Here is a 23,985-nt window from a genome sequence, read left to right as displayed (position 1 = left end):
GGATGCGGGGGCGGCTTGACGGGTGCGGCTGGGGAGCTTGAGGGCCTTGAAGCGGGAGGTGCCGGAGGGCCTGGGGCTGGCTTGTGGGGCGCGGATGGGGCCGACTCCGGGGCCATGGTGTCCGGTGGATGCGGATGCAGGGGGCCGCTTGAGGAGCGGGGCGGACGTGACAGCAGCGGACCATCCTCAGGACCGGGCGCGGGCGAGGCCGTAAGGCGCGGGCACGGGAGGGGCTGCGGCGCAGCCTTGACCTTGCCGCGCGCGGGCGCGGGAAGACACAAGGCCGATCTTGAGGGGCGCGGGGTGTGACACCCCCCAGGGCCACTCGGTGCCGATGCCGCTGCGGGGCCACCCCCGAACGCGGGTGCGCGGCACGATGTCCACGACAGGGGAGAGTCGGCCGCACCTCGCCGAAGGACCCGTTCGAGCCCTCGTGGGCATCGCGGCGCTGCCGCGGGCCACCTCGGGCACCGCCCGACGCCCCACGCGAGCCCCGTCCCGGCATCGCCCGCACGCTCCCGGCGCCCCGCATCACCCAGCCGTACCAGTGAGCCGCGTCCAGGAGCCGGTCCGGCGCCGCCGATGTGCGGCAACCCCCCGGCACCCCCGGCCTCCGCCGAAGCCACCCCCGGCAGGGGGCCGGGACGAGCGGCAGGCCGCCCGATCACGTCCCCGCACCCCCACCCCCAAGTGGGAGAATTCCACCCCCACCCCCCGAACCCCCCGGGCCGGGAAAGGCTAGCCTCAGCGATCCACGTCACCCCGCGCGCGGCTGCATCGCGGCGGAAGATGGGGGTAGTCTCAGACGGACTGCATAAGTTACCACTTAGTAATTTCGAGGCCGCCTCAGGAGCCCCTCATGCAACTCGCCGCGATCATCGTGTCGCTGGTCCTGACCGTGATCGGCGTCGCGCTGCTGGCCCGCGCCATCGGTCAGTTCGTCCGGTACTTCAAGCTGGGCCAGCCCGTGCCCGCGGGTACCCGGACCGACAACCCGTACCAGCGCAGCGTGACCCTGGTGCGGGAGTTCCTCGGCCACACCAGGATGAACCGGTGGGGCATCGTCGGCATCGCCCACTGGTTCGTGGCCGTCGGCTTCCTGACGCTGCCGCCCACGCTCGCCCAGGCCTTCGGCCAGCTCTTCAAGGCCGACTGGACGCTGCCGCTGATCGGCGACTTCCTGCCGTTCGAGCTGTACATCGAGTTCATCGGCGTCATGACCGTCCTCGGCATCGCCGTGCTCATGGTCATCCGGCTGCTGAGCCTGCCGTCCCGCCCCGGCCGCAAGTCCCGCTTCGCGGGCTCCAAGGCGGGCCAGGCGTACTTCGTCGAGTACGTCATCCTCACCATCGGCCTCGCGATCTACACCCTGCGCGGCCTCGAAGGCGCCCTGCACCACGTCGACCACTACGAGGCGGCGTACTTCGCGTCGTACCCCCTGGTCCTCGCCTTCAAGGCGCTGAGCGTGACCACCCTGCAGAACCTGGTCTACCTGGTCGCCATGATCAAGATCGGGACCTCGTTCATCTGGATGATCGTCGTCTCGCTCAACACCAACATGGGCGTCGCCTGGCACCGCTTCCTCGCCTTCCCCAACATCTGGTTCAAGCGCGAGGCCACCGGCGGCACCGCCCTCGGCGCGCTCCAGCCGATGACCTCCGGCGGCGAGCCGATCGACTTCACCGACCCCGGCGAGGACGACGTCTTCGGCGTCTCCCAGGTCGAGCAGTTCTCCTGGAAGGGCCTGCTGGACTTCTCCACCTGCACCGAGTGCGGCCGCTGCCAGTCGCAGTGCCCCGCCTGGAACACCGGCAAGCCGCTCTCCCCCAAGCTCCTCATCATGTCGCTGCGCGACCACGCGCACGCCAAGGCGCCGTACCTGCTCGCGGGCGGCGGCAAGACCATGGAGGGCGAGGAGAAGGCGTCCGAGGAGCAGCTGAAGGACGTCCCCGCCGCCGCGCTGGCCGAGGCCGAGCGCCCGCTCATCGGCACCGCCGAGGAGAACGGCGTCATCGACCCGGACGTCCTGTGGTCCTGCACCACCTGCGGCGCCTGCGTCGAGCAGTGCCCCGTCGACATCGAGCACGTCGACCACATCGTCGACATGCGCCGCTACCAGGTGATGATCGAGTCCGCGTTCCCGTCCGAGGCGGGCACGATGCTCAAGAACCTGGAGAAGAAGGGCAACCCCTGGGGCCTGGCCAAGAAGCAGCGCCTGGAGTGGACCAAGGAGGTCGACTTCGAGGTCCCGGTCGTCGGCAAGGACATCGAGGACCTGTCCGAGGTCGAGTACCTGTACTGGGTCGGCTGCGCCGGTGCCCTGGAGGACCGCGCCAAGAAGACCACCAAGGCCTTCGCGGAGCTGCTGCACATCGCGGGCGTCAAGTTCGCCATCATGGGCGGCGACGAGAAGTGCACCGGTGACTCGGCCCGGCGCCTCGGCAACGAGCCGCTGTTCCAGGAGCTGGGCATGGAGAACGTCATGTCCCTCAACGCCGCCTTCGGCGAGGAGATGGACGACGACGGCAAGGTCGTGCCCGAGTCGGCGAAGCCCAAGTCCGCCAAGAAGATCGTCGCCACCTGCCCGCACTGCCTCAACACGCTCGGCAACGAGTACCCGCAGCTCGGCGGCGACTACGAGGTCATCCACCACACCCAGCTGCTCCAGCACCTGGTGGACGAGGGCAAGCTGATCCCGGTCACCCCGGTCGAGGGCATCATCACGTACCACGACCCCTGCTACCTGGGCCGCCACAACAAGATCTACACGCCCCCGCGCGAGATCATCGGCAAGGTCCCGGGCCTGCGCAACGAGGAGATGCACCGCCACAAGGAGCGCGGCTTCTGCTGCGGCGCCGGTGGTGCCCGGATGTGGATGGAGGAGCGGATCGGCAAGCGCATCAACAACGAGCGCGTCGACGAAGCCCTCTCCCTCAACCCGGACATCGTCTCCACCGCCTGCCCGTTCTGCCTGGTCATGCTGACCGACTCGGTCAACGGCAAGAAGAACGACGGGAAGGCGAAGGAGTCCATCAAGGTCGTGGACGTCGCCCAGCTCCTGCTGGAGTCCGTCAAGACCCCGGTGGACCCGGCCGAGGACGACGAGCCCGCCAACGAGCCGGAGCCCGAGCCGGTGAAGTAAGCGGTACGACGACCAAGGTGCCCCCGGCCACAGCTGGCCGGGGGCACCTTGTCGTATCAGCGGCAGAATCTCACCGCCGGGAAGGAACTACGCCTCCTTCGGCGCCGCCTGCTGCACCACCTCGAAGGACCACAGCGTCGAGCCGGACGCGGCGGGCCGCTGCTTCTCGCCGCCCTCGCCGCCGCCCCCGGCCCCCTGGTGGGCCGCCTTCATCGGCCCCTCCATCCACGCCTGGAAGGCCGCGTCGTCGCGCCAGCGGGTGTAGACGAGGTACTGGTCGGTCCCCTCGACCGGCCGCAGCAGCTCGAACCACTCGAAGCCGTCCGAGCTCTCCACCGTGTGGGCCCGCGAGGCGAACCGCTTCTCCAGCACCTCCCGCTGCTCGGCGGGAACGGTCAGCACATTGATCTTGACTACGCTCATGCCCCCATCCTGCCCCCGCCGCCCCCGCGACGCGCCCCCGACACCGGCGAGCGCCCGCGCGCACGGGCGCGCACGACCGCCCCACCCGTCCCCCCGGCCACGGCAGACCGAAGTTTTCCCGAACTCCAGTACAACCCTTGCGCCTTGACGCCGGTCTCATGATCGCCGACCGCCGCGCAGCCCCCCTCGGGCGGACCGAGGGGGAGCGCGGCGGGCGGCCTCATTCGACTGCGGATGCCCGACCCGGCGTCCCCTGTATGCCGCAGGAGAAACCGCATGTACGCACCTCACAGGCTCGCCCTCGCGACGGCCACCGCCGCCGCGCTGACGGGCGGTCTGTTCACCTTCGCCGCCGCGTCCGCCTCGGCCGCCGACTCCGTCAAGGTCGCGCACGCCGACTTCAACGGCGACGGCTACGGCGACATCGTCGCCGGCACCCCCGGCAGCTACGTCGGCGGGCTCAAGAAGGCCGGCCAGGTCGCCGTCCTGTACGGCGGCGCCTCCGGCGTCTCCGGCGCCAGGCACACCACCCTCAGCCAGAACTCCGCGGGCGTCCCCGGCACCTCCGAGGCGAACGACGGCTTCGGCTACGCGCAGGCCTACGGCGACTTCAACGGCGACGGCTACGACGACCTCGCCGTCGGCACCCCCGGCGAGAAGGTCGGCTCCGACGCGAACGGCGGCACCGTCGCCCTGCTGTGGGGCTCCAAGAGCGGTCTGACCGGCAAGGGCGTGACCCTGGCCGACCCGGCCCCCAGCTCGCACGACAAGTGGGGCCAGACCCTGGCCTCCGGCGACTTCGACGGCGACGGCAGGGCCGACCTGGTCGTCGGCAGCACGGCCGCCACCCTCTACGTCTACCGGGGCGGCTTCACCGCCTCCGGCACGGCCCCGACCCGCTCCACCTTCAAGCTGCCCATCCACCCGGGCACCGCCGACTACTCCTTCGGCCCGGTGCACCTCGTCGCCGGTGACGTCAACGGCGACGGCCGCAGCGACCTCGTGGTCAACGGCTGGGAGACCAAGACCGCCTACGGCTTCAACACCAACTACTGGCTGCCCGGCACCGCCAGTGGCCTGAGCGCGTCCTCGGTCAAGACGCTCAGGTCCGGCATCGTCACCGGCATCGGCGACATCAACGGCGACGGCTACGGCGACATCGTCAGCGGCGTCGGCTGGGACGCGGGCACGCTGGACGACGGCACCACCATCCCGGACGCCTCCACCGGTGGCCGCGTCAACATCACCTACGGGTCCGCCTCGGGCCCCGCCTCGACCGCCGTGGTCAACCAGGACACCGGCAACGTCCCCGGCGGCTCCGAGAAGGGCGACGAGTTCGGCTGGGACCTGGACCTCGGCGACGTCAACGGCGACGGCTACCAGGACATCGCGATCGGCAGCCCCTTCGAGAACCTCGGCGGCGTCACCGACACCGGCCAGGTCACCGTCCTGTACGGCTCCCCGAGCGGCGTGAACACCACCTCCGGCGGCCAGGCCCTCGCCCAGAGCACCGCGGGCGTCCCCGGCAGCGACGAGAAGAACGACCACTTCGGCATGGACGTCAAGCTCGACGACGTCAACGGCGACGGCAGGGCCGACCTGGTCGTCGGCTCGGACGAGAACAGCGGCAACGGCTCGGTCACCTACCTGCCCTCCACCGGCACGAAGATCACCGCAACCGGCTCCCACCTCACCAACGTCGGCGACGCAGGCATCTCCACCTCAGGCACCCCCGAACTGGGCGCCTCCTTCGCGAACTGAATCCCTGACCCACCCCTGGTTCCACCCCTGACGGTCCCTTAGGGGATGTCACAGGTCGGCCGCAAAGCCGGGTCCAGCACCCTGGGCCCGGCCCGTGACCGGCGCGGACCAGGTACGTTCGACGGGTGGCTGGATTCAGGATCGGACGCGGGGACCACGACCATCGCTCCCCGCAGGGACAGCAGGCGCCGCAGGGCCCGTCGTACGGCGGCGGACCCGCCCCGCGCCACGGACAGCAGGGACCGTCGTACGGCTACCCGCAGGGCGGCCCGGCGTACCCGCAGCAGCAGGCGTACCCCCGGCCGGGACAGCCGGGCCCCGGCGGCCCGTCGTACGGCTACCCGGGCCCGCCCGCCGACGGCCCGGAGTACTTCGGTGACGGCGGCCACCACCCGGGGCAGCGCGCGCCGCACGACCCCTACGCGGCCGACAACCCGGGCCACACCCAGGCGTTCTCGGTCGACGACGCCGCGGGCTACACCCAGGGCGAGACCTACCACGCCGGTGCCGCCGAGCCCGCGGGCCCGATCGGCCCGCCGCTGCACTGGAAGGAGCTGCTGAAGGGGATCGTCCTGTCCCCGAACCAGACCTTCCTGCGCATGCGCGACTACACGATGTGGGGGCCCGCCCTCATCGTCACCTTCCTCTACGGCCTGCTCGCCGTCTTCGGCTTCGACGGCGCCCGCGCGGAGGCCATCGGCGCGACGCTCACCAACGCGATACCGATCGTGCTGGTCACCGCCGTCGCGATGGTGCTCAGCATCTTCGTGCTGAGCGTGGTCACCCACACCCTGGCCCGCCAGCTCGGCGGCAACGGCAACTGGCAGCCGACCGTCGGCCTGTCCATGCTGATCATGTCGCTCACGGACGCGCCCCGGCTGGTCTTCGCGATGTTCGCGGGCGGCGACGCGGGCTTCGTCCAGGCGATCGGCTGGGCGACCTGGCTCGGCGCGGGCGTCCTGCTCACGCTGATGGTCTCCCGCTCCCACGACCTGCCGTGGCCGAAGGCGCTGGGCGCGTCCGCGATCCAGCTGATCGCGCTGCTGTCGATCGTGAAGCTCGGCACGTTCTAGTTCGACACGCGGACACGCGCTCGAAAAACACCCGTACGACATACACCCGTACGGCATATGTAGATCCCATATGTCCCTTTATCTCCCGATACGTTGAGAACGCCGCGCCGGCCGAGGAGCCGGCGCGTGCCTCTTCTTCGAGACGAATCAGGGAGTGAGTGTGAAAGCTCGCTTTGGCGTGAGCCGCGCAAAGGCGCTCACGATCGCCGCACTGTCCGCCCTCGCCGCGACGGCCCTCCAGGTACCGGCCACGGCCGCCGGTGGCACCGGGGGCGGAACCAGCGCGGACCACTGGGGTGTCATCACCCGCAACACCATCGGCTCGCCGGTGGCCGCGCTGCGGGAGGGCCCCTACGGGTCGTTCGGCGTCACCGGCGCCGCCGCCCGCCCGCCCTTCGGCACCGGCAGCCTCGGCATCGAGGTGGCGGACCGTTCCACCTCGCTGACGCCGCCCAGCGAGAAGGTGGACTTCGGCAACGAGGTCGACTTCTACGGCAAGCCGGTGCTCGGCCTCACCCAGGTCGGCTTCCGCGTCTTCCAGACCGGCGAGAACGTCTCGTACGGCGGTCCCCGGAACCTGCCCAACATCAAGTTCGAGATCAACCCGAACGTCGCCGCCCACCCTGGTGACACGTACTCCACGCTGGTGTGGGTGCCCGGGCCGGTCACCACGACCGACCGCTGGAGCGGCTACCTGGACGCCACCACCACCGGCACCTGGTACCTGACGGGCGGCGAGACCGCCTGCACCCAGGCCGCCCCCTGCACGTTCGCGCAGGTCAAGGCGTCGCTGAACGACGGCGGCGCGGCACCGGTCATCTACACGGCGGCCGTCGGCAAGGGCCGCGACTACCTGTGGACCGGCGCGGTGGACGGCCTGCGCATCAACAACAGCGTCTACGACTTCGAGGCGAACGGCGTGAAGGTGCGCCGCGCCTGACCGAGGCGCATGCGGGCGACGCGGTCCTCGGACGGCCGACGGTCCTCGGCCGAGATCAGAGGGCGTCCTTGGACGGCGTCACCGGCTCACCCTGCCTGCGCACCGGAGGCAGCACGCTCCACGGGAAGTTGATCCAGGCGTCCGTGCGCTTCCAGACGTACTCGCACTTCACGAGCGAGTGCGGCTTCTCGTAGACGACGGCGGTGCGGACCTCGGCGACGGTCTCCAGGCAGAAGTCCCGCACCAGCTTGAGCGTCTTGCCGGTGTCGGCGACGTCGTCGGTGATCAGGACCTTCTTGTCGGAGAAGTCGATGACGTTCGGGACGGGCGCCAGCATGACCGGCATCTCCAGGGTGGTGCCGACGCCGGTGTAGAACTCCACGTTCACCAGGTGGATGTTCTTGCACTCCAGGGCGTAGGCGAGGCCACCGGCCACGAAGACGCCGCCGCGGGCGATGCTCAGCACGATGTCCGGCTCGTAGCCGTCGTCCGCGATGGTCTGCGCCAGCTCGCGGACGGCCTCGCCGAAGCGCTCGTAGGTCAGGTTCTCCCGTATGCCGCTCATGCTCACACCTGGGTCCGGTGGAAGTTCAGATAGGAGCGGGAGGCGGTCGGGCCGCGCTGGCCCTGGTACCGGGAGCCGTAGCGCTCGCTGCCGTAGGGGTGCTCGGCGGGCGAGCTGAGCCGGAACATGCAGAGCTGGCCGATCTTCATGCCGGGCCAGAGCTTGATCGGCAGGGTGGCGAGGTTGGACAGCTCCAGGGTCACATGGCCGCTGAAGCCCGGGTCGATGAACCCGGCGGTGGAGTGCGTGACCAGGCCCAGGCGGCCGAGCGAGCTCTTGCCCTCCAGGCGGGAGGCCAGGTCGTCGGGGAGCGTGATGACCTCGTACGTGCTGGCCAGCACGAACTCACCGGGGTGCAGGATGAAGGGCTCGTCCCCCTCGGGCTCGACCAGCCGGGTCAGGTCGGTCTGCTCGACGGAGGGGTCGATGTGGGGGTACCGGTGGTTCTCGAACACCCGGAAGTAGCGGTCAAGGCGCACGTCGATGCTGGACGGCTGCACCATGGATTCGTCGTAGGGATCGATCCGCACCCGTCCGGCGTCGATCTCGGCCCGGATGTCCTTGTCTGAGAGAAGCACGTCCCGAGGATACGCAAGGGGTGCGGAGGGCGGACAATCGTGGCGGGGGCGTGTACGGGGGCGTATCCGGGCGGCTACGCAACGCGGCCGTCTCCGGGGGTGGAGACGGCCGCGCAGATGCCTGTTCTGTTGTTACCGCGGTTGCTGCTTACTACCGCTTGCTACTACCGCTTCTCGAGCGTGACCGGTACGACGCTGCGGAGCCGGGCGCACCGCGGGCACCGCAGGAGCCGGCCGGGGCCGAGCCGCTCGGCCTGCTGCATCGGGAACGAAGCGGTGCTGAAGACGTGGCCGTCCACGCAGCGGACGACGGTGCGTTCCATCAAGTCCCTCAAGTCCCTTCCCCAGGAGCCTCGTCGGGCCATCAACCCCGACGACAAAAGCCACATTACGGGATGACCGGGAAGCCCCTCCAGGCGGCACTCCGCCCTCACCCGAGCCCTCTCCGAAGCCCCCACCGTACGCCCCAACTCCGCACCCCCGTACCGCGATACACCCCCGACACGCGGGGGTCCGGGCGGCCGGGGCGGGGGATGGGGTACAGTGAGCGAGCGTTCGGACATCGGGGCGATTTGCTCAATATGTCCGTCTTACGCGGGTGTAGTTTAATGGTAGAACATCAGCTTCCCAAGCTGAGAGCGCGAGTTCGATTCTCGTCACCCGCTCCATGAAGGCCCAGGTCATCGACCGGGGCCTTTCTTGTTGTTCGGCTGTCAGCTCCCCCTGCCGCGGCAGGGGGATCGTGAAGGAGTCGCCCGGGTGCCCTGGCCGCACATACCGCTCAGCCCCGATCCCGCCGCCTTCCCCGCCCGGCCGCCGACCGACCTGCGCGACCCGGCGGTGATCACGGCGCACGACCAGGCGGCCTTCGACGCCGTGGAGACCATGGTCGATCACTGGGACCGGCCCGGCTGGACGGCGCGGACACGGTCGTACTACTGGATGCTCACCTTTCCCGACAGCCCCGCGCTGGCCGATCTCGCCCGTCGCTGCCAGCGGCATCTCGCTCCGCTCGGCCTGGACCCGGTGCCCGCCGACGGACTGCACATCACCCTCACGCGCGTCGGCCCGGCCGGGGCGCTCCCACCCGGCCTCCTCGACGACGTCATCACCGCGGCGCTCCCTCTCCTCCCGACGGCCTTCCGCCTGCGCGCCGTCCCGCTCGCGGGCTCTCGGGGAGCCGTACGCCTGACGGTCGCACCATGGCTCCCGGTACTGGCACTGCACGCGGCACTCGGCGAAGCCATGACGTCGCGGGACCTCACCCCCCAGAAGCCGACCGCCCTGTTCCGCCCGCACCTGAGCCTGGCCTACAACAACCGCCCACGCCTCGCCGCCCCGGTGATCGAGTCCGTCACCGCACTGCGCGACCTTCCCCCGGTCGACCTGCACGTCCGGGAGGTGCAGTTGGTGGAGCTGCGGCGCGAGGGGCGGAGTTACCGGTGGGAGGTTGTCAAGAGCCTGCCACTGGACGGACTGCCGAGGTCGTGAACTCCGCTCTCCCAGGTCAGCGGCCTGAGGATCGGTCGTCGTCGGTCGTCAGCAGTTGGAGGGCCGTCTCGTGGGGTGAGTTCGGTTCGGCGTAGTAGAGCTTCAGGATGTTGCCGTCCTGGAGGTGGGCGGATTGGTAGAGGAGTTCCAGGGTGCCTGCGGTCGGGTGGGTGAGGAGTTTGGTGCCCTCGATGCAGCTGGAGACTCGTTGGCGGCACCACAGGGAGGTGAATTCCTCGCTGTGGATGGTCAGTTCGCCGATGAGTTCCGCGAGTTGGGGGTCGTGGCGGTGGTTGCCGGAGAGGAAGCGGAGGTAGGTGACGTTGGCTTCCGACTCGGCGGGCCAGTCCGCGTAGAGGGAGCGGACGGTGGCGTCGAGGAAGTTCAGCTTGATGACGTTGGGCCGCTGGGCGGGGTGGTCGGGGGCGGTGAAGTCGAGGTGGGGGGCGAGGAGGCGGTGGTAGAGGGGGTTCCAGCTGAGGATGTCGCAGCGGTGGTTCAGGACGGCTGCCGCCACGTTGCCCAGTGACTTCACCAGCATGCGCGTGGCGGGGCTGACCTGGTCGCCGCCGGGCGCTCGTTCCTGGGGGTTCTGGAGCGGGGTGCCGATCTTCAGCAGGTAGTCCCGTTCGTCGGGGCTCAGTCGGAGGGCGCGGGCGAGGGAGAGCAGGACCTGTGGGGAGGCGTGGGCGGTCTGGGACTGTTCCAGGCGGGTGTAGTACGTCTGGCTCACCCCGGCGAGCGTGGCCACCTCCTCGCGTCGTAGCCCCGGAACCCGCCGGGAACCGAAGGTCTGGAGGCCCGTCTGCTCGGGCCGTACCCGCTCGCGCATCTGCCGGAGATAGCCGCCCAGGTCCGTGTTCACGATCTGCTCCATCCCCCCGATTATGAAGTCCCGGCCGATCAGGAGAGCGTCCTGCTCCGCAGCGCCCTCCACAGCAGCAGGCCCGCGGCCACCTGGCAGCCTCCCGCCACCCCCACCGCCGTACGGATGCCGCTCAGCTCCTCCGCGGCCGTCACCGTCCCGCTTCCGACGACCCCCGCGAACACCGCGCTGATCAGCGGGATGCCGATCGCGATGCCGGTCTGCTGGCTCTGGGTGGCCATGCCGGTCGCCATGCCCTGCAGGTCGGAGCCGACGGAGGAGGTGGCGATGACCATGAAGGACAGGGCCGCCGTCATGGAGAAGAAGGCGTTCACGAACTGCGTGGCGATCAGCGGGATCAGCCAGCGCGAGTCGGCGGTGGCCCACAGCACGGGCAGCATGAACGCGCCCTGGAGGAAGAGGGAGAGGCCGAGCAGGGTGCGCGGGGGCACGCGCTGGAGGAGGCGCGGGCCGACCGTACCGGCGATGATCTGGCCCAGGCCGATGCCGAGCAGGACCAGTCCGGCGACGAGGGACGACAGTCCGAGCACGTCCTGGACGTAGAGGCCGGTGAAGAAGATCAGCGCGGTCTCGCCGCCGAAGATGAACAGGGCGGCCAGGTTGCCGAAGGCGAGGTCGGGCTTCCGCAGCACCCGCACCGGCACCAGGGCGTCGGCGGTACGGCTCTCCACCGCCCAGAAGGCGCCCAGGAGTACGGCGGCGGCGAGCAGCGCGACGCCCGCGACCAGGTCGAAGCCCTCCTCGCCGACGCGGGTCACGCCGTAGATCCCGGTGAACAGGCCGAGGGTGACGAGGACGGCGCCGGGCAGGTCGATCCGGGCGCGCCGCTCGGCCCTGCTCTCGTCGACGACCAGCGGTACGACCAGGATCGCCGCGAGGGCCACCGGGATGTTGATGAAGAACGCCCAGCGCCAGGAGAACACGTCCGTGAGGAACCCGCCGAGGACGGCGCCGACGCTGAAGCCGGAACTCATCATCACGCTGTTCAGGCCGAGCGCGCGGGTGCGCAGGGACGGCTCGGTGAAGGCGGTGGTGAGCAGGGCGAGCGCGGCGGGGGTGACGGCGGCGGTGGCCAGGCCCTGCAGCGTACGGGCGACCAGCAGCGTCGTGGCGGACTCCGCGACCCCGCCGACCAGGGAGGAGACGGCGAGTACGGCCATGCCGACGGTGAAGACGCGTCGGCGTCCCAGGTGGTCGCCCACCCGCCCGAGGACCAGGGTGCATCCGGCGGCGCACAGGGCGAACGTCGTGGTGATCCACTGCAGGGCGCCGGTGGAGAAGCCGAGGGCGGTGCCGACTTCGGGGAGCGCGACGTTCAGTACGGAGAAGTCGGCGGCCATCATGAACTGGGACGCCAGGAGGACTATCAGGGCGGTGACTTGGCGGGCGGGCATGCGGGGTGCTGGGGTGCCTGTGGCGCTGGTGGGGCTGGTGGTGCCTTGGGTGCTGGTGGTGCCTGTGGTGTTGGTGGTGCTTGTGGTGCCGTCTGCGGTGGTCATGGCCCCAGGCTCCGGGGTGGGGCTCGGACCGGCCAGGTCCTCCTTGACGGCAGCACCGGGGAGACTGCCACTGGCAGTGCCACCCTCAACGCCGGTTTTCTATACGTCAGTTCTCGGCGCGTCAGTTCTCGGCGACCCGGTACCAGTGGGTGCCGCCGACCGGGAACTCGTACGTCGGGCGGCCGTGGCTGCCGGTGGTGCGAAAAGGGGTGCCGTGGTCGCTGATGCGGAGGGTGCCCTGGCGGCCACCGCTGTTCCACTGGAGGTCGACGTACCACCGCACGTCGTGGGAGTCGGCGCCCGCGGTGATGTACAGGACCTCGGGGTCGGACTGGCTGACCTTGTAGGGGAAGCCGCGCTGGCCGGCCTTCGGGACGATGACGGGGTGGCCGGCGTCGAGGTCCGTGGCGAAGGACCGCGTCTCCACGCCTCCGCCGCAGCCTGACGAGCCCAGGTACGCGTTCCAGGCGGGCGGGGTGCTGGAGTCGACCACGACGACGTGCATCGACTCGATGACGACGGTCTCGTCTCCGGTGCCCTGGACGGTGAGCGCGACCCGCTGTTCGTCGGCGGCGATGGCGCCGTGCGCCGCGACCCAGCCCGGTACGTCCTGGCCCATCACCGGGGGTGCGACCTGGTCGGGGGGCCGGTTGATCAGGTACTTCGCCTCGCACTGGGGGTCGTCCCAGCCGTAGGTACGGGTGCTGACCGTGAGAGGGACGGCGTCGTTGTGCGGGGGGTCGGTGGGGTGGGTGGGTGGCTTGGGGGCGGGGGTGGTGGGAGCGGGGGGCCTGGAGTCGGTCGGTCGTTGGGACGGCGATGCCGAGGGGTGGGGTGTGGGGGTCGGCTGAGGGGCGGAGGTCGTGGTGCCGGTCGGTCGGCCGTGCGCCGTCGGCTTCGTTCCCCAGTCCTTCGGGTCGAGTACGAGTGCGGTGGACACGGCGATCACGACGGCTACGGCCGCCGCGATCGGGATCCAGCGTTTGCGGGCAGGACGGGGGCTGGGGGTGGCCTTCTCTTGTTGTTCCGGGGACGGGTGTTCCTCCGGGGACGGGTCGGCTACGGGCACAGGGGTGTTCCCGGGCTCGCCCGTCGGGTCAGCTACCGGCTCCACCGCAGGTTTCCGCCCCCGCTCCCGCGCCGCGTCCGCCAGCACCCACCGCCGGTGCAGCTCGACCAGTTCCTCGGGGGTGGCCTTGCACAGGTGGGCGAAGCGGGAGAGGGCGGCGTAGTCGGCGGGTACGCCCTCCCCCTTGCAGTACCGGTGCAGCGTCGACGTACTCATGTGCGCGCGCTTCGCGAGGGCTTCGTAGCTCAGCCCGGACCGCTGCTTCAAGTCGCGTAACAGCGCGGCGAATTCGGCGATCTCGTCAGCCGCCCCCACCGGTCCCCCATCCCGTTCGGCATCCCGTTCCGCATCCCAGAGGGATCACGTTTCCCCAGGTCAGAGCCGGTGCGAGCATCCCAGCGTCCCGAAACTCCCGGTGGAATGGCGGGTGGGACGGCGGGTGGCACAGGCTGGGGCCATCCAAGCACGGAGCCCCACCGGAGACGGTGACGGCCCCCGCTGGGCTCTGCTTCACGGGCCGCGCCGCAGGCGTGTTCCGGCCCCACACCACAGGCACAGAAAGAACAGTCAACTCATGCGTATCACCACGCGTTTCACCGCCCGTGTCGCCTCTTCTGCGGTCGTCGCCGCGGCGCTCGCCCTCGTCGGCGTCCAGGCCGCCGGGGCGACCGCCTCCGCCGCCGTCAAGGCGTCCACGGTCACCTGCACCGCCGCGAACACCAAGCTGACCGTCACCGAGGTCTCCCGCCCGATCAACCACCTGCTGCTCAAGGCCACCAACACCGGCACCGCGACCTGCAACGCGCACTACGCCCCCTTCCTGCGCGCCGGGGCCGACGCACAGGCCCCGCTGGCCTGGATCGAGGACAGCAAGCCGCAGGCCGTGGTGACGATCAAGCCGGGCCAGTCGGCGTACGCGAGCATCCTGACGTCCTCCCCCGACGGCGAGGGCGGCGCCACCGAGAAGACCCTCGGCGTCCTCTTCACCGACAAGAAGGGCACCGCGACCACCAAGGAGAAGACCCTGAACCTCCCGAACGGGGGCGTCTTCTTCAACAGCGCCGCCGCGGTGACGTACTGGCAGGACAACGCGGCGGACGCCCTGACCTGGTAGCCGCCGACGGGCCGCACCGCGCGTCCCGTCCTCCGGAGGGGGGAGGCGCGGTGCGGCCGTCACCGTTTGACGCGGCCACGGGTCGCGAGCAACGTGAGGCCGAGCAGGGCGGGTTCGGCGATGCGGGACAGCATCTCGGCGTACGTCCCGACGGTGGTCAGGTCCTGGCTCGACGAGCGGCAGCGCGAGGCCGGGGCCGCCTCCGCCTGTGACATGGCGGGGGCGACGGCGACGTGTTCGGCGTCGGTCTCCCTCGCACCGTGCTCGCCGAGGAGGGCGTCGTTATAGTGGGCGCGCGTGTACGTCGGCGGGAGGTCGGCGGTGGCCCGAGGAGGTGAGTCCCATCAACGCGGTGATGGTCGGGATTCCCTGCTGGAGGGCTTGTCGTGGACGACATGGTGGTGGATGCCGCTCGTGCGGCTGGTGATGCTTCGGGTTTCGTAGGGTCCGCTTCTTCTCTTTCCTCTGTTGCCTCGCGGTTGCGGGCCGCCGGGTGTGTGTTCGCGGAGGAGGAGGCGCGGATGATTCTTGATGCCGCGGCGCGGACGGCGGAGTCCGAGGACGGCATGGTGGAGCGGCGGTGTGCCGGGGAGCCGCTGGAGCATGTCGTGGGGTGGGCCGCGTTCGGGGGGCTGCGGATCGCGGTGGGGCCGGGGGTGTTCGTGCCTCGGCGGCGTACCGAGTTCCTGCTGGAGCAGGCGCTGCGGGTGGGGCGGGACGCGGGGGTGGTCGTGGATCTGTGCTGCGGGGCGGGGCCGCTGGCCGCCGCGCTGGCCGTGCGGCTGCCGCGGGCCGAGCTGCACGGCGCCGACATCGACCCGGTGCAGACGGCGTACGCGCGCCGTAATCTCGCGCTGTTCGCGGACCGGGCGACCGTGCACGAGGGGGACCTCTACGACGCCCTGCCCGCCGTGCTGCGCGGTCGGGTCGAGCTGCTGGTGGCCAACGCCCCGTATGTCCCCCGCGCTGCCCTCGCCACCCTGCCGACCGAGGCCCGTGACCATGAGCCGGTCCTCAGTCTCGATGGCGGGGCGGACGGGCTGGCCGTTCAACGACGCCTTGCCGAGGGGGTGGTGGAGTGGCTGGCGCCCGGGGGGCGGCTGCTCGTGGAGACCAGTGCGCGGCAGGCTCCGCTCACGCGCGGGATGTTCGCCGGGGCCGGGCTCGACGCGTGGGTGGTGGAGTGCGAGGAGCGGGAGGCGAGTGTCGTCGTGGCACGGCGGGCCGCCGCTTGACGGGTGGGGGAGCGGCGCGCACCTGACCCGGCGGTGCTCCCCCGTGGCTCCGCCGGGTGTGCGCCGCTCCCCCTGTCCGTGGGGTCAGGTCAGCTGGGAGAGGCGGTCCAGGTGCTGGGCCGTCAGGTAGTCGCGTACGTGCGGGGCCCGGGCCGTCGTCAGGGCCCAGGCCGTCACGGTGGGGCGGGCCCGGTGGGTGGTGGTGCGGGGGTCGTCGAGCCAGTCGAGGCAGGAGGAGACGAGGCTGCGGTAGTTGGTCCGGCTCGCGTTGTCGCGGGCCAGGTCGGTGCCGTAACCGGGGGCCTGGGCGTGGGCCAGGGTGACCCAGGGTTCCAGGACGGTCAGGGCGATGTCCGGGTCGCCGCTGCGCAGGGCGCCGAGGACGAGGAGCAGGCGGAACGAGCCCTCGGTGAGGTGGCGGTTCTCCTTCATCTCCCTGCGCAGGCGGGCGTCCGCCTCGGCCAGGGAGGTGAGCGCCGTGGCCCGGTCGCGGCGCATCAGGTGGTCCTCGAACGTCCAGCACATCAGGTACAGCCGGGTGAGCGGCGCGCGGTGCACATCGCCCTCGTGTTCCGCCCGGTGCAGCAGGGCGTCGAGTTCGGCCCGGCGCTCGTCGTGCTGCCAGGGCCAGGCGTGGTGGGGGTGCGTACCGCTGCCGCACAGACCGCAGCGGCGCGGGATCGCGGGCCTCGGGTCCGGGAACCAGCCCCCGCCCCCGCACTCCGGGTCGTCGCAGGACCAGCCGGTGGCCAGGGCGCCGGGCGGGGCCTGGTAGCCGTGCAGGGTGGGCGGGAGCTGTGCGGGGCCGAAGAGTCTGCGGAAAATGTCCATGGGCCGCGCTCACCCCACCTTCGCGTGGAAGTCGTCCCGCGAATTCGGGCACACATAGCCCGAGTTCCCGCACCGCCCGCACGTCGTCCAGGCGCTCACCTTGCCCTGGCAGCGGGGGCAGCGGATCGCGCGGACCCGCTTGCCGCAGGCGCGGTCGGGGCAGTGGACGTCCTTGTCGCCGGTGTAGCGCATGGTGGTCTCCTCAGTGGGTGGTGGCGCGGTCGCGGGCGGCGCGTTCGGCGGGGCTCAGCCGGGTGACGCGGCCGGAACGGCTCTCGGCGCGTACGCCCCAGGGCGAGGACGGCCGGCCGCCCAGCAGCCACACGGCCGGCGTGACCTCCCAGAGGAACGCCTTGCCGATGCTCACCGCCGTCCACTCGGGGCTGATCAGCATCAGCCGGGGCGGTACCCCGTGCCAGAAGGAGCCCCCGGCCCGTGCGTTGAAGGTCCACATCGCGACCGCGATCCCGAGAAAGTGCGTCAGCGCGAACGCCGTCCCCATCGGTTTCCTCCCCTTGTCCCCTGGTCCGGCCCGCCGCCCGGTCGTCGTCGCGGCGGGTGCCTCCTTCGTACCGCCCGGCCCGCGCCCCGCACCGGGGCGTTGCACAGCTCGCCGGGCGCTGCAACGCGCGGGGGAGCGGGGCGGGACTTGAGGTATCACCGGTCGGCAGCGATCCGCCGTCGGCAAAGGTCCGCCGTCGGCAAGGGGCCTGCCCTCGGCAAAGGTTCGCCGCCCTTGGGCCGTTGTGGCCGCACTCCTGCCAAACTGTCCGACATGAGCACGCTGGGGGGCGGGAGCGCGGCGGGGGTGCCGGGGCGGCGGATGCGCGTCGCGTGGCTGTTGCGGGTGAACCGGCTGCTCGGGCAGGACACCGCGCTGCGCTCGCTGCCCGGGTTCGCGGCGGCGTTCCGGGGCGGCGCGTACGGGCGCGAGGTGAGCGTCAGCACCGTCTCGCGGTGGGAGACGGGCGTGACCCCGGTGCCCTGGGCGGCCGTGCGGCGGTACGAGGAGCTGCTGGGGCTGCCCCGCAACCTGCTCACCGCCACCGCGCGCACCGTCTGGCGCTACCTCGCCCCCGGCCCCGTCCTCGACACCGCCCCCGCCGGACCCGCCGCCCGCGACCTGGAGGACCTGCTCGAACAGGCCGTCTCCGCCGATGTGATGACCGGCGACGACTGGGACCAGCCGGCCGAGGGGATCTGCGTACGGCCCGATGTGGTGCTGATGCCGTCCGGGACCTGGTACCGGCTCGCGGAACGGCTCGTCGAGGAGATGGTGATCGCGGACGGCCTGCCGTGGCTGCTGCGCTTCGAGTCCCTGAACCGGCTGCTGAACCATCCGCGGGGCGCCCGTACGGTCATCGCGGCGTGCGCGGAACTCGCGGCGGGCCGGGCCCGGTTGACGGCGGTCGAGATCGTCTGCGCGCTGGACAACTGCGGCCACCCGGACGCCGCCGCGCGCGTCCTCGCCGAACTCACCGCCCCGAGCGGGCGGCTGGCGCATCGCGGCGCGGTGATGGCCTGCTTCCGCAAGGTCAGCTACCGGCACTTCGACCCCGAGCAGGTACGGCTGCTGACCCGCGCGCTGCGCGACATCCAGGACTCCGGGCCGGTCGGCGACCAGGTCGAGCCGCTGCGCCGCCATGTCGCCGCCGCGCACCCGGAACACCTGCGCGCGCTGCTGGGCCGGGCCCCCGCGCCGCTTCCCCCGCCGGGCGCCGCACCGGCCTCGCTGGAGGCGGTCGTACGACGGGTGGCGGCCCGGGTCCGGTCCGTCGAGCCGGACGGCACGAGCGGCACCGCCGTGCCGGTCACGCTGGTCGGCGAGGCGCTGACCAGCCCGGTCTTCGATGTACGGCTCCATGCCGCGTTCCTCCTCGCGGCCACCCCGTACCGCGCCCCGCTGGCCGACGCGTGCGCCGCCGAGCTGGCGCGGCCCGCGGCGATCCGGGACGAGGAGGTGGCGGTGCCGCTCCTGGAGGCGCTGCGTGTCCTCGGCGACCGGCGGCACCGGGGGCTGCTCCAGACGCTGGCGGTGCGTCCGGGCGTCCCGCGTGGCACCGCGTACGCCGCCGTGCGCGCGCTCGGTCATGTCGCGGCCGGGCAGGCCACCGACGCCTTCCTGCGCGAGGCCGTCGCCCGCCATCAGGCCGCGTGGCTGCGCGGGCGCGACCCGGTGAGCGCCGCGACCCTGGTCAGCCTGGTCTACGCCCTCGGCATGGGCTCGCGCGACGGACTCCTCACCGAGGTGCGCGACCGCCCCGGCACCCTCCCGGAAGCGCGTACGGCGGCGGACCGGTGGCTGGGGATCGCGGGGCATCTGCGGGCGAGCGCGCTGCTCTGACGTGGGACGGACTGTCCACAGAGTGGGCGGACTGTTGATGGGCGCGGGTGGCTGCTGTACAAATGGGCGCCATGAATCACGAGCCGTTGGTGCGACGCCTGGTCATCGACCTGTGCCGACGCCCGGCCGCGTGTTGTCGCTGAACTCGCCCCACCGGCGCGGATGCTGCTGATTCCCGTGTAGTCGGCGTTCCCGCGTAGTCGGCGTTCTCTTTCTTTCCTTTCCTGGCCGTTGAACGGCCCGTGTCCGCGCGGGTGCCGTCCGGCTCCTTCCTGTTGATCTCCAGCGCCGTCGTCCGGTGCCGTGTGGAGGTTCCTCGTGTCCACTTCCCTGTCCGAAGCCGTCCCCGACAAGACGCCCACGACACCCGGGACACCCGGCGTGCCCGGCGGCGGGCGGGCGCGTGCCGTGTGGCCGCGCGTGCGGCGGCTCGCGCTGCCGGTCGGTTCGCTGCTGCTGTTCCTCGTCCTGTGGCAGGCGGTGGCGGCGGCCGGGACCTGGAGCGAGACGCTGGTGCCGCCCCCGGCCAAGGTGTGGAAGGCATTCGTCGACGTCTCCACCACGCACGACGGGACGCGCGGCTACAACGGCACCACGCTGATCGAGCACCTGGGCATCAGCCTGCGACGCATCGCGCTCGGCGCCGGGCTCGGCATCGTCGCCGGAGTGGTCTTCGGGCTGCTGATGGGGACGGTCGGCCCGCTGCGCGCGCTGTTCGAGCCCTGGATCACCTTCCTGCGCACGCTGCCGCCCCTGGCGTACTTCTCGCTGCTCATCATCTGGCTGGGCATCGACGAGGAACCGAAGATCACGCTGCTCGCGGTGGCCGCGTTCCCGCCGGTGGCGGTGTCGACCACAGCGGCCGTCGCGGCGGTGCCGCGCGCGCTCGTGGAGGCGGCCCGCGCGCTCGGCGCCTCGCGCTGGGACGTGGTGAAGGACGTGATCGTGCCCTCCGCGCTGCCGGAGACCTTCACCGGCGTGCGGCTGGCCGTCGGCGTGGCCTACTCCTCCCTGGTCGCGGCCGAGTTGGTCAACGGCCTGCCCGGGATCGGCGGCATGGTCAAGGACGCCGCCAACTACAACAACACCCCCGTCGTGCTCGTCGGCATCATCGCCATCGGGGTGTCCGGGCTGGTCATCGACACCCTGCTGCTCCGCCTCGAACGCGCCGTCGTGCCGTGGCGCGGACGGGACTGAACACCCTTTCCTTCTTCTCCGATCCGCCGTCCCTCCCCGTCAAAGAAACGGTCGCCCCATGTCGTCCTCCCTCTCCCGTCCCTCCCGTCGGCTGCTCCTCGCCGGTGCGCTCGGCACCGCCGCCCTCGCCGTCACCGGCTGCTCCTCGGCCAGCGATGCCTCCTCGGGCCAGAGCAAGCGGCTGCGCATCGGCTACTTCGCCTTCCCCAGCGGCGATCTGCTGGTCAAGCACAGAAAGCTGCTGGAGAAGGCGCTGCCCGGCTACACGGTCAGCTGGGTCAAGTTCGACTCGGGCGCGAGCGTCAACCAGGCGTTCCTCGGCAGGTCCCTGGACATCGCGGCGCTCGGCTCCAGCCCCTTCGCGCGGGGGATAGCGGGGAGTTCGCCGATCCCGTACAAGGTCGCGTTCGTGCTCGACGTGGCCGGGGAGAACGAGGCGCTGGTCGCGCGCAAGAAGCTCGGCATCAAGGACGTGGCCGGGCTCAAGGGGCGCACCGTGGCGACGCCGTTCGCGTCCACCTCGCACTACAGCCTGCTCGCGGCACTCGACAAGGCCGGGCTCGAGGCGTCCGACGTGAAGCTGGTCGACCTCCAGCCGCAGGCGATCCTGGCCGCCTGGCAGCGCGGGGACATCGACGCGGCGTACGTCTGGCTGCCGACGCTGGACGAGCTGCGCACGACCGGAACCCAGCTGACCAGCAGCAAGGAGATCGGCAGCGGGGGCAAGCCGACGCTCGACCTCTCGGTGGTGTCCGACGACCTGATCGCCAAGGCCCCGGAGGTGGTCGACGCCTGGCGCAAGGCGGAGGCCGAGGCGCTGCGGCTGCTCAGGTCGGACCCGGACGACTCGGTCAAGGACGTCGCCACGGAGCTGGGCATCAGCACCTCGGACGCCAAGGCCCAGCTCTCCCAGGGCGTGTTCCTCACCCCGGAGCAGGTCGCGTCCGCCGACTGGCTCGGCACCGAGGGGCACCCCGGCAAGCTGCTCGACCACATCCTCGACACCGGCCGCTTCCTGGCCGACCAGAAGCAGATCGACGCCGCGCCCACCGAGCGGGCCGTCCGCTCGGCCTTCTATCTGAAGGGACTGCCCGATGGCCTCGAGTGAGCTGACCGCGAAGTCAGGGAAGTCCGGGAAGTCCGGGAACGACGTCCGCACGGAGGCCGTACGGCTGGAGCGGGTCAGCCATCGCTACGGCCAGGGGCGCGACGCCTTCACCGCCGTCGGACCCGTCGATCTCACGGTGCCCGCCGGTGAGTTCCTGGTGCTGGTCGGCGCCTCCGGCTGCGGCAAGAGCACGCTGCTGCGGCTGATCGCCGGGTTCGAGCGGCCCACCGACGGCGCGGTGCGGGTGGCGGGCGCCGAGCCCCGGCCCGGTCACGCGGCGGGCGTGGTGTTCCAGACGCCCCGGCTGTTCCCGTGGCGCACGGTCGGCGGCAACGTCGACCTGGCCCTGCGCTACGCGGGCGTCCAGCGCGCCGCGTGGCCCGAGCGGCGGGCGGAGCTGCTGGAGCGGGTCGGGCTCGGCGGGACCGAGCGGCGGCGGGTGTGGGAGATCTCGGGCGGGCAGCGTCAGCGCGTGGCCATCGCCCGCGCGCTCGCGGCCGAGCATCCGCTGTTCCTCCTTGACGAGCCGTTCGCCGCGCTGGACGCACTGACCCGGGAACGGCTCCAGGAGGACGTGCGCGAGGTGACCGCCCGCACCGGGCGGACCACCGTGTTCGTGACCCACTCCGCCGACGAGGCGGTGTTCCTCGGCTCCCGCATCGTCGTGCTCTCCAAGAGCCCCGGGACCGTCGCCCTGGACCTGCCGGTGCCGCTCCCGCGCGCGGGGGTGGACGCCGACGCGCTGCGCGAGTCACGGGAGTTCGCCGAGCTGCGCGCGCGGGTCTCGCACGCCGTCAAGTCCGCCGCCGCCTGACCCCGACCGCACGGAAACCGGGAGCCGTGCGTCACGGCACCCCTCCGGAATCCCTCCGGAACCCTTCCGGAACTCCAGGAAAGGAAGCCCCCGTTGAGCATCACCAGCGACCGCTCCCCCGCCACCGCCGTCCAGCTTCCGCTGACCAAGCTCGGGCCGAGCTTCGGCGCCGAGATCGACGGCATCGACCTGGCCCGGCTCACCGACGACGAGGTGACCGCCGTCCGCGCGGCCCTGGTCGAGCACAAGGTGCTCTTCGTCAGCGGCCAGAACCTCGACGACGCCCAGCAGATCGAGTTCGGCCGGCGCCTCGGCGAGGTCACCGCCGGGCACCCGGTCCACGACTCCGGTGACGTGGCACCGGAGGTGTACGCCCTGGACAGCCAGGACAACGGCTTCTCCGACGTGTGGCACACCGATGTCACCTTCGTACGGCGTCCGCCCGCGATCTCCATCCTGCGCGCGGTCGTCCTGCCGCCGCACGGTGGCGACACCACCTGGGCGGACAGCCAGCTCGCCTATGAGTCGCTGTCGCCCGGCCTGCGCGCCCACCTCGACACACTCACCGCCGTGCACGACGGCAACCGCGCCTTCGGCTACTACCTGGCCCAGCGGCGACAGGGCCAGGGCAACCTCTGGGACGGCGAGGTCGTCACCGAACTCGTGCCCGTGGAGCACCCGGTGGTGCGCGTGCACCCCGAGAGCGGCCGTAAGGGCCTGTTCGTGAATCCGGGCTTCACCTCGCACATCGCCGGGGTCTCCGAGTACGAGAGCCGGGGGCTGCTCGACATCCTCTACGCCCACCTGACCAAGCCCGAGCACATCGTGCGGCACCGCTGGCGGCCGGGCGATGTCGCCCTGTGGGACAACCGCAGCACGGCGCACTACGCCAACCGCGACTACGGCGACCAGCACCGGGTCATGCACCGGATCACGCTGGCCGGGGATGTCCCGTTCGGTGTTTCACGTGAAACCTTGTCCGTTTCACGTGAAACATCCCCGCTCGGCTGACAGCCGCTGCGGAGGGCACGATGGGGTCGGCGGAACCGCTGCGGTTCCGCCGACGTCGTCCGTAAGGCCGGAGGACTGCAGAGCCTCAGAGCCCACCGAGCCCGCCGAAGGGAAGCGCCGTCCATGCCGACGCTCACCGTGCTCACGCCTGTCCACGACGGAGGGCACGCGTATCTGCGCGAGCTGCACGACTGTCTGGCCGGGCAACGGCTGCCCGAGGGCTGGCGCCTTGAGTGGGTGCTCCAGGAGGACGGCCGTACCGGCACCCCGCTGGCCGCCGTGCCGGACGCCCCCTGGATCTCCCGGGGCACCGGCCGCCAGGGCGGCGCCGCCCGCGCCCGCACCCTCGGTCTGGCCCGCGCCACCGGCACCCTGCTGCGCTGCGTGGACGCCGACGATCTGCTGCCCGACCCCGCCACGCTCGCCCGGGACATCGAGGTCCTGACCGCCCACCCCGCCTACAGCTGGACCGTCGCCCCCTGTCTGGATCTGCTGCCCGACGGCAGCCTGGTGCCGGGACCGTACGACCCCGCGCCCGGCCCGCTGCCCGCCCGTGCCCTCCTGGACGGTGCCAAGCGGGGCGAGATGCCGGTGGTGGGCACCACGCTGACCGCCCGTACCACCCTGGTCCGGCTGCTCGGCGGCTGGCCCGCGCTCCCCGCCTTCGAGGACGGCGCCCTGGTGCTGAGCTGCGAGGCGGTCAGCCCCGGCTGGATGCAGTCGGCCCCCGGCACCCTCTACCGCAAGCACCCCACCCAGCACACCGCCACCGCCGACTTCCGCGACGAGGAGGAGGCCCGGCTGCGCGTGGAGATCGCCGTCGACCGGGCGGAGGCGCTGCACGCCTCGGGGTGGCGGTGGACGCCGTGAACCGCGTCCTTACGGAGTCGTGACGTACGGACGT

General features: G+C 71.6%; 24 protein-coding genes and 1 tRNA gene. 14 read left to right on the top strand and 11 right to left on the bottom strand.

The features are described 5' to 3' along the window. The first annotated feature begins 859 nt into the window (after positions 1-859). Entirely contained in the window at positions 860-3,142 is a 2,283-nt protein-coding gene (locus tag B079_RS0120995) for a (Fe-S)-binding protein (protein WP_018547803.1), read from the top strand. Positions 3,143-3,229: 87 nt separating this feature from the next. On the opposite strand, the gene B079_RS0120990 is transcribed toward B079_RS0120995, so the two are convergent. Beyond that, positions 3,230-3,565, bottom strand: coding sequence for an antibiotic biosynthesis monooxygenase family protein (locus tag B079_RS0120990; RefSeq protein ID WP_018547802.1), 336 nt, complete (start codon positions 3,563-3,565; stop codon positions 3,230-3,232). Positions 3,566-3,841: 276 nt separating this feature from the next. On the opposite strand from B079_RS0120990, the gene B079_RS0120985 reads away from it, so the two are divergent. The 3 genes from B079_RS0120985 (at position 3,842) to B079_RS0120975 (ending at position 7,339) form a co-directional block, all read left to right on the top strand. After that, positions 3,842-5,326 carry an FG-GAP and VCBS repeat-containing protein gene (locus B079_RS0120985; RefSeq protein ID WP_018547801.1) on the top strand — a complete coding sequence of 495 codons (1,485 nt, stop codon included), beginning with the start codon at positions 3,842-3,844 and terminating at the stop codon, positions 5,324-5,326. A gap of 125 nt (positions 5,327-5,451) precedes the next feature. Continuing rightward, a complete protein-coding gene (locus tag B079_RS0120980; RefSeq protein ID WP_018547800.1) occupies positions 5,452-6,399 on the top strand; it encodes a YIP1 family protein in 948 nt (315 codons plus the stop codon). A 178-nt stretch (positions 6,400-6,577) separates the two neighbouring features. After that, positions 6,578-7,339 carry a hypothetical protein gene (locus B079_RS0120975; protein ID WP_018547799.1) on the top strand — a complete coding sequence of 254 codons (762 nt, stop codon included), beginning with the start codon at positions 6,578-6,580 and terminating at the stop codon, positions 7,337-7,339. Positions 7,340-7,394: 55 nt separating this feature from the next. On the opposite strand, the gene B079_RS0120970 is transcribed toward B079_RS0120975, so the two are convergent. The 3 genes from B079_RS0120970 to B079_RS35540 all read right to left on the bottom strand — a co-directional run bounded on the left by B079_RS0120970 (position 7,395) and on the right by B079_RS35540 (position 8,805). Next, entirely contained in the window at positions 7,395-7,904 is a 510-nt protein-coding gene (locus B079_RS0120970; protein ID WP_026248908.1) for a phosphoribosyltransferase, read from the bottom strand. 2 nt (positions 7,905-7,906) lie between these two features. Continuing rightward, positions 7,907-8,482 carry a dCTP deaminase gene (dcd, locus tag B079_RS0120965; protein ID WP_018547797.1) on the bottom strand — a complete coding sequence of 192 codons (576 nt, stop codon included), beginning with the start codon at positions 8,480-8,482 and terminating at the stop codon, positions 7,907-7,909. A 164-nt stretch (positions 8,483-8,646) separates the two neighbouring features. Beyond that, positions 8,647-8,805: a hypothetical protein gene (locus B079_RS35540; protein WP_018547796.1), complete on the bottom strand. Its 159-nt coding sequence runs from the start codon at positions 8,803-8,805 to the stop codon at positions 8,647-8,649. Positions 8,806-9,076: 271 nt separating this feature from the next. Here B079_RS35540 and B079_RS0120955 point away from each other — a divergent pair. Together B079_RS0120955 and B079_RS0120950 are read left to right on the top strand one after the other, a co-directional pair. Continuing rightward, positions 9,077-9,150: transfer RNA gene (locus B079_RS0120955), tRNA-Gly, on the top strand. A gap of 91 nt (positions 9,151-9,241) precedes the next feature. Beyond that, positions 9,242-9,973 (top strand): 2'-5' RNA ligase family protein, encoded by a 732-nt coding sequence (locus B079_RS0120950; RefSeq protein ID WP_018547795.1) that lies wholly within the window; start codon positions 9,242-9,244, stop codon positions 9,971-9,973. Positions 9,974-9,989: 16 nt separating this feature from the next. Here the strand turns inward: B079_RS0120950 and B079_RS0120945 are convergent, their stop codons facing one another. The 3 genes from B079_RS0120945 to B079_RS0120935 form a co-directional block, all read right to left on the bottom strand. Then, positions 9,990-10,850, bottom strand: coding sequence for a helix-turn-helix transcriptional regulator (locus tag B079_RS0120945; protein WP_037801763.1), 861 nt, complete (start codon positions 10,848-10,850; stop codon positions 9,990-9,992). A 26-nt stretch (positions 10,851-10,876) separates the two neighbouring features. Next, on the bottom strand, positions 10,877-12,358 hold the full coding sequence (locus B079_RS0120940) for an MFS transporter (protein ID WP_018547793.1): 1,482 nt from the start codon (positions 12,356-12,358) through the stop codon (positions 10,877-10,879). A 121-nt stretch (positions 12,359-12,479) separates the two neighbouring features. After that, entirely contained in the window at positions 12,480-13,742 is a 1,263-nt protein-coding gene (locus B079_RS0120935; RefSeq protein WP_018547792.1) for a helix-turn-helix domain-containing protein, read from the bottom strand. A 259-nt stretch (positions 13,743-14,001) separates the two neighbouring features. Between B079_RS0120935 and B079_RS0120930 the strand changes: the two genes are divergently transcribed. Next, the gene (locus B079_RS0120930) at positions 14,002-14,541 is read left to right on the top strand and encodes a DUF4232 domain-containing protein (protein WP_018547791.1); all 540 of its coding nucleotides are present in this window, start codon (positions 14,002-14,004) and stop codon (positions 14,539-14,541) included. Between the two features lie 59 nt (positions 14,542-14,600). On the opposite strand, the gene B079_RS35270 is transcribed toward B079_RS0120930, so the two are convergent. Further along, on the bottom strand, positions 14,601-14,756 hold the full coding sequence (locus tag B079_RS35270) for a hypothetical protein (RefSeq protein WP_018547790.1): 156 nt from the start codon (positions 14,754-14,756) through the stop codon (positions 14,601-14,603). A gap of 180 nt (positions 14,757-14,936) precedes the next feature. Here B079_RS35270 and B079_RS0120920 point away from each other — a divergent pair, with 180 nt between their 5' ends. Continuing rightward, positions 14,937-15,776: a putative protein N(5)-glutamine methyltransferase gene (locus B079_RS0120920; protein WP_051095245.1), complete on the top strand. Its 840-nt coding sequence runs from the start codon at positions 14,937-14,939 to the stop codon at positions 15,774-15,776. 84 nt (positions 15,777-15,860) lie between these two features. Here the strand turns inward: B079_RS0120920 and B079_RS0120915 are convergent, their stop codons facing one another. From B079_RS0120915 to B079_RS0120905, 3 genes are read right to left on the bottom strand one after another with little or no spacing between them, the layout of a single operon-like run. After that, positions 15,861-16,607, bottom strand: coding sequence for a hypothetical protein (locus tag B079_RS0120915; RefSeq protein ID WP_018547788.1), 747 nt, complete (start codon positions 16,605-16,607; stop codon positions 15,861-15,863). A 9-nt stretch (positions 16,608-16,616) separates the two neighbouring features. Then, positions 16,617-16,799: a hypothetical protein gene (locus tag B079_RS0120910; protein ID WP_018547787.1), complete on the bottom strand. Its 183-nt coding sequence runs from the start codon at positions 16,797-16,799 to the stop codon at positions 16,617-16,619. 10 nt (positions 16,800-16,809) lie between these two features. Beyond that, on the bottom strand, positions 16,810-17,109 hold the full coding sequence (locus B079_RS0120905) for a hypothetical protein (RefSeq protein ID WP_018547786.1): 300 nt from the start codon (positions 17,107-17,109) through the stop codon (positions 16,810-16,812). 273 nt (positions 17,110-17,382) lie between these two features. Between B079_RS0120905 and B079_RS0120900 the strand changes: the two genes are divergently transcribed. From B079_RS0120900 to B079_RS0120875, 6 genes are all read left to right on the top strand, one after another. Next, entirely contained in the window at positions 17,383-18,951 is a 1,569-nt protein-coding gene (locus tag B079_RS0120900) for a transcriptional regulator (protein WP_106432352.1), read from the top strand. 381 nt (positions 18,952-19,332) lie between these two features. Beyond that, positions 19,333-20,148: an ABC transporter permease gene (locus B079_RS0120895; protein ID WP_018547784.1), complete on the top strand. Its 816-nt coding sequence runs from the start codon at positions 19,333-19,335 to the stop codon at positions 20,146-20,148. Positions 20,149-20,206: 58 nt separating this feature from the next. Then, positions 20,207-21,256, top strand: a complete 1,050-nt coding sequence (locus B079_RS0120890; RefSeq protein ID WP_018547783.1) for an ABC transporter substrate-binding protein — start codon at positions 20,207-20,209, stop codon at positions 21,254-21,256. Further along, positions 21,243-22,070, top strand: a complete 828-nt coding sequence (locus B079_RS0120885) for an ABC transporter ATP-binding protein (RefSeq protein ID WP_018547782.1) — start codon at positions 21,243-21,245, stop codon at positions 22,068-22,070. The genes B079_RS0120890 and B079_RS0120885 overlap by 14 nt, the downstream gene beginning before the upstream one ends. Before the next feature lie 93 nt (positions 22,071-22,163). Further along, on the top strand, positions 22,164-23,081 hold the full coding sequence (locus tag B079_RS0120880; protein WP_018547781.1) for a TauD/TfdA dioxygenase family protein: 918 nt from the start codon (positions 22,164-22,166) through the stop codon (positions 23,079-23,081). A 123-nt stretch (positions 23,082-23,204) separates the two neighbouring features. Further along, positions 23,205-23,951 (top strand): hypothetical protein, encoded by a 747-nt coding sequence (locus B079_RS0120875; RefSeq protein ID WP_018547780.1) that lies wholly within the window; start codon positions 23,205-23,207, stop codon positions 23,949-23,951. The last annotated feature ends 34 nt before the right edge of the window (positions 23,952-23,985 follow it).

This window comes from Streptomyces sp. LaPpAH-108 (assembly GCF_000373625.1).
Taxonomy (GTDB): domain Bacteria; phylum Actinomycetota; class Actinomycetes; order Streptomycetales; family Streptomycetaceae; genus Streptomyces.
The sequence above is the reverse complement of the archived record's forward strand: the minus strand, read 5'-3'. Positions and strand labels throughout refer to the sequence as shown.

Coding starts and splice junctions, on each gene's coding strand:
- B079_RS0120990 (WP_018547802.1), bottom strand. CDS start 3,565: ATGAGCGTAGTCAAGATCAATGTGCTGACCGTTCCCGCCGAGCAGCGG.
- B079_RS35270 (WP_018547790.1), bottom strand. CDS start 14,756: ATGTCACAGGCGGAGGCGGCCCCGGCCTCGCGCTGCCGCTCGTCGAGC.
- B079_RS0120885 (WP_018547782.1), top strand. CDS start 21,243: ATGGCCTCGAGTGAGCTGACCGCGAAGTCAGGGAAGTCCGGGAAGTCC.
- B079_RS0120915 (WP_018547788.1), bottom strand. CDS start 16,607: ATGGACATTTTCCGCAGACTCTTCGGCCCCGCACAGCTCCCGCCCACC.
- B079_RS0120920 (WP_051095245.1), top strand. CDS start 14,937: ATGGTGGTGGATGCCGCTCGTGCGGCTGGTGATGCTTCGGGTTTCGTA.
- B079_RS0120905 (WP_018547786.1), bottom strand. CDS start 17,109: ATGGGGACGGCGTTCGCGCTGACGCACTTTCTCGGGATCGCGGTCGCG.
- B079_RS0120985 (WP_018547801.1), top strand. CDS start 3,842: ATGTACGCACCTCACAGGCTCGCCCTCGCGACGGCCACCGCCGCCGCG.
- B079_RS35540 (WP_018547796.1), bottom strand. CDS start 8,805: ATGGAACGCACCGTCGTCCGCTGCGTGGACGGCCACGTCTTCAGCACC.
- B079_RS0120930 (WP_018547791.1), top strand. CDS start 14,002: ATGCGTATCACCACGCGTTTCACCGCCCGTGTCGCCTCTTCTGCGGTC.
- B079_RS0120995 (WP_018547803.1), top strand. CDS start 860: ATGCAACTCGCCGCGATCATCGTGTCGCTGGTCCTGACCGTGATCGGC.
- B079_RS0120940 (WP_018547793.1), bottom strand. CDS start 12,358: ATGACCACCGCAGACGGCACCACAAGCACCACCAACACCACAGGCACC.
- B079_RS0120970 (WP_026248908.1), bottom strand. CDS start 7,904: ATGAGCGGCATACGGGAGAACCTGACCTACGAGCGCTTCGGCGAGGCC.
- B079_RS0120875 (WP_018547780.1), top strand. CDS start 23,205: ATGCCGACGCTCACCGTGCTCACGCCTGTCCACGACGGAGGGCACGCG.
- B079_RS0120900 (WP_106432352.1), top strand. CDS start 17,383: ATGAGCACGCTGGGGGGCGGGAGCGCGGCGGGGGTGCCGGGGCGGCGG.
- B079_RS0120890 (WP_018547783.1), top strand. CDS start 20,207: ATGTCGTCCTCCCTCTCCCGTCCCTCCCGTCGGCTGCTCCTCGCCGGT.
- B079_RS0120945 (WP_037801763.1), bottom strand. CDS start 10,850: ATGGAGCAGATCGTGAACACGGACCTGGGCGGCTATCTCCGGCAGATG.
- B079_RS0120910 (WP_018547787.1), bottom strand. CDS start 16,799: ATGCGCTACACCGGCGACAAGGACGTCCACTGCCCCGACCGCGCCTGC.